Origin of the sequence: Streptomyces nanshensis, assembly GCF_001751255.1 — a bacterium.
In the GTDB taxonomy this organism is placed as follows: Bacteria; Actinomycetota; Actinomycetes; order Streptomycetales; family Streptomycetaceae; genus Streptomyces; species Streptomyces nanshensis_A.
This window is the reverse complement of record NZ_LJGW01000224.1, coordinates 1-7,724: the sequence shown is the minus strand read 5'-3', so window position 1 is coordinate 7,724 and position 7,724 is coordinate 1. Positions and strand designations below refer to the sequence as shown.

8 protein-coding genes are annotated in these 7,724 nt (G+C 73.4%); 6 read left to right on the top strand and 2 right to left on the bottom strand.

Features of this window, described 5'->3' with window-relative positions; translation table 11 throughout:
- Both AN218_RS36065 and AN218_RS13105 read right to left on the bottom strand, forming a co-directional pair.
- On the bottom strand, positions 1-347 hold a 347-nt coding region (locus tag AN218_RS36065), incomplete at its 3' end, for a hypothetical protein (RefSeq protein ID WP_141747559.1).
- Between the two features lie 279 nt (positions 348-626).
- Positions 627-1,004, bottom strand: coding sequence for a hypothetical protein (locus tag AN218_RS13105; protein ID WP_070017022.1), 378 nt, complete (start codon positions 1,002-1,004; stop codon positions 627-629).
- Between the two features lie 816 nt (positions 1,005-1,820).
- On the opposite strand from AN218_RS13105, the gene AN218_RS13095 reads away from it, so the two are divergent.
- The 6 genes from AN218_RS13095 to AN218_RS13070 all read left to right on the top strand — a co-directional run.
- Positions 1,821-2,450 carry an NAD(P)-binding domain-containing protein gene (locus tag AN218_RS13095; protein WP_141747557.1) on the top strand — a complete coding sequence of 210 codons (630 nt, stop codon included), beginning with the start codon at positions 1,821-1,823 and terminating at the stop codon, positions 2,448-2,450.
- Between the two features lie 15 nt (positions 2,451-2,465).
- Positions 2,466-2,894 (top strand): hypothetical protein, encoded by a 429-nt coding sequence (locus tag AN218_RS13090; protein ID WP_070017019.1) that lies wholly within the window; start codon positions 2,466-2,468, stop codon positions 2,892-2,894.
- Complete coding sequence (locus tag AN218_RS13085; protein WP_070017018.1) at positions 2,891-3,523, top strand: hypothetical protein; 633 nt, start codon at positions 2,891-2,893, stop codon at positions 3,521-3,523. Before AN218_RS13090 ends, AN218_RS13085 begins: the two co-directional genes overlap by 4 nt.
- 274 nt (positions 3,524-3,797) lie before the next feature.
- Positions 3,798-4,595 (top strand): IclR family transcriptional regulator, encoded by a 798-nt coding sequence (locus AN218_RS13080; RefSeq protein ID WP_070017017.1) that lies wholly within the window; start codon positions 3,798-3,800, stop codon positions 4,593-4,595.
- 799 nt (positions 4,596-5,394) lie between these two features.
- Positions 5,395-6,480 (top strand): GNAT family N-acetyltransferase, encoded by a 1,086-nt coding sequence (locus tag AN218_RS13075; protein WP_141747556.1) that lies wholly within the window; start codon positions 5,395-5,397, stop codon positions 6,478-6,480.
- Positions 6,481-6,607: 127 nt separating this feature from the next.
- Positions 6,608-7,724, top strand: a 1,117-nt coding sequence (locus AN218_RS13070) for an MFS transporter (protein ID WP_141747555.1), incomplete at its 3' end; no start/stop codon positions are given.

The following is a 7,724-nucleotide window of genomic DNA, read 5'->3' as shown; positions in this document are numbered from 1 at the left end:
AGTGTGAGCAGCCCGGCGTGCCGCAGGGCGCGCAGGGCGCGTTTGGCCTGGTGGACGCTGCGGCGCGCGCGGGTGGCGAGCCGGGTGAGGGAGGTGCGGGAGACGCACGCTTCCTGGTGGGCGCCGCGGGCGAGGGCGTGCGCGAGGGCGTGCAGGGTGGTGTGCCAGTCGGCGCGGGCGCCGGCGAGGGCGGGGTGTGCGCGGACGGCCATCCACCACTCCCCCGGGTCCGCGGACAGGCGTCGGTCTTCGCCGGTGATGCGCGCGAGGCGCCGCAGGGTGCTGATCCGTGCTGCCCGGTGCCGGTTTGGTGCGGAGGGCTGGAGATGCGCAGGAGTATGCGTCATGATGGCTTCGCCTGCCTCTCGGGGCATGCCAAGCCCCGTGGAGGGGTGGAGGTTCCTGGCAAGAACCGTTTGAAGACCCGGTCACGGCCGGGGCAGCGCGTCCGGGATGGGACGTGCTGAGACATGGGAGGGCTGCGGCCCGGGTGGTGGAGCACTCGGGTGTGAGGCCCTCGACGACCCGGCCCCCTGCTGTTCAGGGGGTCAGTCGTGTCAGTGGTGGTCTAACGTCACCGCGTCCTCTCCTTTTCTCGTGTGAACCCGCGGGCCCGCGGGCGCGGGTCAGGCCGCTTGGACCAGGGCGTCCCATGCCGCGGAGGCCGCGGTCGAGACGGCGTCGTGCATGGCTGTGAGCAGTTCCTCCTGGCGGGTGTCGAGTTCGTCGCGGGGACCGGCGACGCTGAGCGCGCCGGCCGGGCCGCTTCCGGGGAGGGTCCGCAGGGGGACGGCCAGCACGCGCCATGCCGGTGCGCTGGCGGGGGCGTAGACGAAGAAGCCGGGCTGCGGGGCGCGGGCGAGGAGGACGGCGCCGGGCGCGTCGTGGGGGGTGAGGACGGTGTCGGCGAGGAGATCGGCGCCGGGCAGCGTGCGGCCGGCGCCGAGGGGGACGGTGCCGTCCTGGATCGGGCAGTGGTCGGCGATCAGCCGGAGGTAGGGCAAGGAGCACCGGGCGGCCAGGCAGACGCGCACGCCGCGCTGTGCGACCTGGTCGTGTGCGAAGGCTGCNGCTGTGCGACCTGGTCGTGTGCGAAGGCTGCCAGGCCGGTGCGGTCGTGAACCTGGCGGACGGCGGCGGTGATCCGTGCTCCCCCGGGCCCGGTCGGGGCTCCGGGCCGCAGGTGCCATCCCTGCGGTGACCCGGCGCAGACGTTGGCGGCATGCAGGCAGTGCAGGCGGCGGCGTACGGTCTCCCGGCCCAGCGGCCCTTCCCCGGTGCGTGCCGTGTCCCGGCGGAGCACGGCCGCGCTGGCGGCGCTCTGGTCGGTCCGGGCGTGCAGGGCGCACAGCAGACGGAAGGTCGCCTCGGCGGCGTCGTCCTGGTCGCCCATGGTGCGCTCCGTTCCCCGTGCGGTCATGGCAGTTGGGCTGCCCGACCGGCGTGGCGGGCAGCGTCTGTGCAGGTGCACGCGACCTGCCTACACCGGGCTGCGGGCGGGGCACTACCGCCTGATCGGCATTCCTGCGGGGTGGCGTTCGGCCCCTGCCACACCCGGTCTTCACATACGGAATCACTCTGGAGGCGCCGGGAGCGGTACGTGTGCGCAGGTCACGGCGGTAAGGTGCGGTTCTTTGTCTCTGGTTGCGGAAAGTGAAGGGCGTCGGCGGGGCCGGACAATCGGGCACCGCGCCGGACGGACGGGCACCTTCCGGGGCCGGATCCGACACGATGGGCACCTCACCGGACAATCGGGCACCCCTGAAAGTCTTGCGCGGCACCTAGCGTCAGCGGTATCCGACCCGTCTGGAGGGATCGCCGTGCCCCACTCTGATCTGGCGGTGCTGGCCGACGAGTTCGCACTCGATCCGCTGTGTGCCTGGCTGACCGATCCGGCCGCCGTGACGGCAGGCCGTACCGTTCACGCCTGCACTCTGGCCGCGGCCGCGCGCTACTCGCCGCTGTCCCCCGCCGCAGAGGACGATCTTCCCGAGTGGCGTGTCGACGAGGAGGCCCATACGGCGCTGCTGAGCGCGCTCGGGGACTGCGACACGTTGATCACGTGCGGCAGCGCCCTGGAGACGGCCACGGCCGTCTCCTCCGATCTGCTGCGCCGTCTGGCCGACGGCCGGCCGGAGGGGCTGTGGCTCCAGCTCGGCCGGATCGAGTTGCCGATGGCAGCTCATCTCGCCGAACGGGCCCGCGCGGCCGGGGTCGCATTCGTGCACGCGCCCTACCTCCAGCCGGTCCGCGGCCGCGACCGGCGCCCGACGTGCGTGATCTTCGCCGATCAGGACGATGCGGGGCTCTCCCGTGCCCGGTCCCTGCTGGAGACACTCGCCCGCTCGGTGCACTGGATGGGCTGGCTGTCCTCCTCGGGCCCGGCCCGCTGGGTCAACGACCTGTCCGCGGCCTCCCGCGCGCCGCGCGGGCCGGTCTTCGCCTCGTAGACCCGGAGGTGTGTCATGGAGATCGCTCCCGGAATCACCGCCTATTTCCCCACGCCCAGGGATCCGGCCACCCTCGTGGACTGGGCGCCCGGCTTCACCCTCGAGGTCACCTCCTGGGGCTACACCCCGGACGGACGCCAGTTGCCGCGTTTCGCGTACGTCGAGGCACAGCCGGAGTCCTACCTGCACGGATCGCATCTGCTGATCGAGAGCGACCAGGAGATCGTCGTGCACACCGGGGAGCTGAACGACGAGGACGTCAGCTATCCGGCGGGGACCGTCATCCACATTCGGCGCGGCACCGCGCGCCAGCTCTCCTCGCGGCTCGGCTGTATTTTCACCCTCTACTGCCCCGACCTGCTGACGCAGCCGCCCGGCTCCCCGGCGGTCGAGGGATCCTCAGATACGGGAGCGGTCGTCGAGCGCGACGGAGGTGCGTCGTGACGCCGCACGTCTCCGCCCTGTATGCGGACATCGTCGCGCTGATGGCGCCGCTCCCAGCCCGGTGGTGGATGCAGAGCTGGCTCGCCGCCGAGCGTTTCCATCCCGACACCCGGCTCATGGCGCGCGAGATCGCCACCGACGCTGCGGGGGACGTCGACGATGCGCATCCCGCGGTGCTCGCCGCGGGCGAGACGCCGGACCGCGTCGTGCACAGCACCCTCGTCACCTATTTCCCGACGGCCGAGCTGACCCGCGCCGCCGTGACGCCGACGCTGCTGGAGCGGATGGACGACAGCCCGCTGTGGGTGCAGTGCGGCCCCACGGACACCGCCGATGCGCTGGACCTGGCCGAGCGGGCGCGCCGCAGCGGTGTGGCGTACTGCCACGCCCCGCTGCTGGCCAGCCCGGACCGCGGGCTTCGTCCGCGGTGTCTGGTGTATGAGCTTGAACGCGTTCGCGGCCGGCTGCACTTGGACAGCCCCAACGGTCGCGACCGGGTCTTCAGCCTCGTGGCCGCGCTCTCCAGCGACCCGGTGGAGAAGGGCTCCCTGTATTTCCGGCCGTACGGGCAGCACGACCTCCCCGACCAGGAACGCAACACCGGTTCCGGCCGCGAGGAGGAGACGTGAGCGCACCTCACCGCCGCCCGGCGCCGCGCCGCGCCGCCACCGGCCCACGGACGTCGCAGTGGCCGACGCCGGCCGGTACGGGCGCCCTGGCTCCGCCCGGGGCGGTCCTGACTGCGCAGATGCGGACCGCCGCAGTCTGCGCCCCGCGTGCTGACCGTCTTCGGGGGGACGGTCAGCACGCAGCCCACCGCACGGCCCGAGAGACCGCCCGCATCCGCGAGCCGCTCCGGCCCCTGTCACCTCCCCCGGCCGACCAGAGAGGTACGGGTTCGCCGTGAACAAGAAAGGCCAGTCGTATTCGAAGGTCTACGCCGTGCTGTCGGCGCTGGTCGAGCTGGGCCCGGGGATGTACACCACCACCTGCCTGACCAGGGTCTGCAACGAGACCTTCGCCCAAGAGCACACCCCGGCGGACGGGACCCCCGCCACCAGGACACCCATCATCAGCAGGTCCAGTGTCGAACGGATCCTGAGCGCGGGCTGCGACTGGGGCTACCTCGCCTACGACGCGTCGACCGGCCGCTTCGGACTGCCGCAGTGGGCGCAACCGCACTCCGAGCCGGAGGAAGCCAGTCTGCCGACCGTCACCAGCGGGCCGCTGGCGCACGAGTGCCGCACGCTGCAGCGCACCACATCTCAGGTCGTCACCGCGTACGCCCTGTCCATCGTGGACGCCCCGGCCACGCGGCTGATGCGGCACCACGAGGCGGGCACACGGTACGACTTCACACGGAAGCTGGCCGCAGACCCCACGGCCCGGCAGACACTGAAGCACGCCACGCTCGGCCAGGACGCCGCCGGGCTGGTGATCCTGGCCCACATGGCACCGCCGCGCACCGAGCGGCTCCGGATGATCCGCTCCGAGGGCTACGCCCTGTCCCCCTCTCCGGTCCCCGGGTGGGAGACCATCGCCGCACCGCTGTGGTACGGCCGCAGCGCCATGGGCGCCCTCGCACTGCACGCCAGCACCTGGTCGATGCGCCGCAACCGCAGCAAGTACATCCACCTGGTGACGCGGAGCGCGGCCGGACTCAGCAACATTTTCGACAGCTCGACCGCAGCCGCGGCCTGACCGGTGTCCGTCTCGGTCCCCTGCCCGGCCGCGCTCCGCCCTGCGCGGTCCTGACGCACCCGGTTCGGCCCCCGACGAGGAGCCGAACGAGCACGGCCCCAGGCTGGTCAACGCGGCAGCTCGTACGGGAACGGGCCGGTGGCGCTGACGGTGGCAGCGTCCGTACGGCTCTCACAACGTGCCGCTGTCCTCGGCGGAGGCGGGGTACGCCTGTGCCTCCCCCGGCCCGACGTCACCCCTCACCTGCCGTTGAGACACGCGCGTCAAGACGATCCGTTTCATGTTTGCAAAACGCCCCGCCGGCGAACGACGGGACGTCGACACGGACCGGCAGGCTCCCCGAAAGACTGCGGCGTCGTCACCGGGTGACGTCCTGCCGGGGCTAGTCACCGTCTGGTGAACGCTGATGCCTCCCCGACGGCGTGCGGCGCCACGGTGGCAGGTCTCTCTCCCCATGCTCGTCCCACTCCCGCCCGTCCCGGGCGGGGATGCGACAAGAAGGGGATCTTCATGACACGCAGAGTGATCCGGCGGGCCGCCGTCGCCACCGCCGCCGCGCTGATGACGCTCGCCGGCGCACCGAGCTCGGCCCTGCACGGTGCCGGCTCCCGGGGCTGAGACCACGCTCCGCCCGCCCCGTACGGGGCTGTGAGCAGCCGCGCCGTGCGCGTGCTGCGTCCACGTTGAGCGGCCGGACCGGCAGACGCGCCGTGGTGCCGTCTGCCGGTCTGCGGCCCGCCGGATCTGCCCGCCGTCCCGTGAGGGGCTGCCGGAGGCCCGTGATCAGTGAGGCTCGTTGATGAAGACCAAGGATCTATCTCCCGCTGCGGTGCCGGTCCGCGAAGCCGTGCGCGTCCTCGCCGGTGCGGAGGCGTGTGCGTTCCTCGCGGTCCGCTGGCCCGCGCTGTATGAGGAGTGCCGGGAGGCGACCCCGTATCAGTCCCGGGAGTGGCTGTGCGGATGGGCGTCGCAACTACCCGCCGGGGCGCAGCCGCTGGTCGTGGTGTGCGAGGGGGCCGGGGGGCCGGTCGCGGCGCTGGCGTTGGTGCGCGAGGCCGGTGTGGTGCGGGCGCTGGGCTCCCCGGTGGCAGAGTGCATCCGCCCTGTGGGACGCGCGGCGGAGGACGCCTCGGTGGCCGGGGCGCTGGTGCAGGAGTTGCGGGCCATGGTGCGGGCGGGCGATGCGGTGGAGGTGGCCGATGTGCCGCGCGCGAGCGCTCTGGGTCGGCATCTGGCGGGCGTTGCGGGGTGGCACGGCAGCATGGTGCCGTATGCGCGGGTGACGCTGCCGGTGATCTATCCGGCGATGGTCCCGGAGATCCGCCGGGGGCACGCGAAGCGGAAGTCGCGGTGGACGAGGCTGACGCAGCACTCCCGGGTGGTCGTCCGGCGCAGCCGGGGCCCGCGTGAGCTCCTCGCGGACTGGGAGGTGCTGCTGCGGCTGCACGAGGAACGCTTCGGTGACCTCCCTGCGGCCGCACGGGAGTTGCGGGCGGTCCTCGGCGGCTGCGCCGGGATCGCGTTCATCGCGTCTCTCACGGTCGAGGACAAGCCGGTCGCGGCGCAGTTGTGCCTGCATCGCCGGCACCGTGCCTACAGCCTGCTGGCGGCGATGACGGCCGATGCGGAGATCTGCCGGGCTGGGCCGGGTCATGCCCTGCTGCGGGAGTTGTGCGATCTGCTGCACGCGGAGGGCTTCGCCTCCTTCGACCTGGGCCGCACGCGCGTCGACGAGAACGGCGGCGGCGGGCAGGTCGCCTACAAGGAGGCGTACGGGCCGGGCTGGGAGGACCTGGTGACGGTCACGAGCCGGACGGCGGAGCAGCCGCCGCCGCGGGCGGGGCGGCTGAGACCCGTGCCGCCTGCTGACCTCCCTGTTCCCTGATGTCGAGGAGAGACCCCATGCCTGATCTGCCCCTGCCCGCGCTGCCCGAGGATGCCGCAGGGCACCAAGCGGTGCCGGGACTGCCGGGTGAGCCTGCTACCCCCAACGTTCCGTGGTTCGGGGCGGCGTGGTGACGGCGGCAGGCAGCGGCTGGGGCGGTGTGCTGCGGGCGCGGCACGCCCTACGGCTGCTGGCCGGTACGACGGTGGGGAGGCTGCCGCAGTGCATGGCGCCGCTCGTGCTGGTCATCGCCGTCCGCGCCGAGCACGGCAGTTGGGCGTGGGCCAGTGCGCTCGCCTCGGCGTTCAGCGGGGGCCTGGCCGTGGGGCACCTGGTGCTCGGCCGGGTCACGGACCGGATCGGGCAGACGCTGCCCACCATCGGCGGGGCGCTGGTGGCGGCCATGGCCTATGCCGTGCTGACCGTGCCGGGATGTGCGGTGGCCGTCAGCGGCCTGGTGCTCGCCGTGGTGGCGGGAGTGGCGACGCCGCCGATGGAGGCGTCGACGCGAGCGCTGTGGGCGACCGTGGTCGAGCCGCGGTTGCTGCGGGCCGCCTACAGCGTGGACAACGCGGCCGGGGAATCGGCGCACATCGCGGCTCCGCTGCTGGTGCCGGTGTGCATCGCGACCGGCGGGCCGCGCCTTGCTCTGGGGGGCATGGCGCTGGTGGGCGCGCTGGGGGCGGTGGTCGTCGCGACGTGCCCGGTCTCGCGCCGCTGGGTGCCGCGCGGGCCCCGCCGCGGCAGCGGGCTCGGGGCGATGGGTTCGGCGGGCATGCCGGGGCTGGCCCTGCTGCTCGCGCTGGTCGGCGTCACCGTCGGCGGGGTGTATGTGGGGGCGACGATCGCCGCAGAGGAGTCGCAGACGCCGTGGCTGGCCGGGGTCATGCCCGCGGCGCTGTCGGTCGGAGTGATAGCCGGGTGCGGCCTGTATGGCGCGCGGGCGTGGCCGGGCACCGTGGCGCGGCACCTGGTGGTGGTCTCCGGAGCGTTCGCGCCGGTGTGGCTGCTGCTCATCGCGGCGAGGACGCCGGTCGCGATGGTCGCGGCGACGTGCGCGGCCGGGATGGTCTTCGGGGTGCTGCACGTGATCGGCGTGCAGGCGATCGACCTGCTCGCGCCGCCCGGCTGCGTCACGGAAGCGCAGGCGTGGCTGGTGGCCAGCGTCGGCCTCGGCATGGCCGGCGGCAGCGCGCTGGGCGGGGTCGCGCCGGGCCCGGTGGGCGTGGTGTCGCTGGGCGGCG

Coding starts and splice junctions, on each gene's coding strand:
- AN218_RS13090 (WP_070017019.1), top strand. CDS start 2,466: ATGGAGATCGCTCCCGGAATCACCGCCTATTTCCCCACGCCCAGGGAT.
- AN218_RS13075 (WP_141747556.1), top strand. CDS start 5,395: ATGAAGACCAAGGATCTATCTCCCGCTGCGGTGCCGGTCCGCGAAGCC.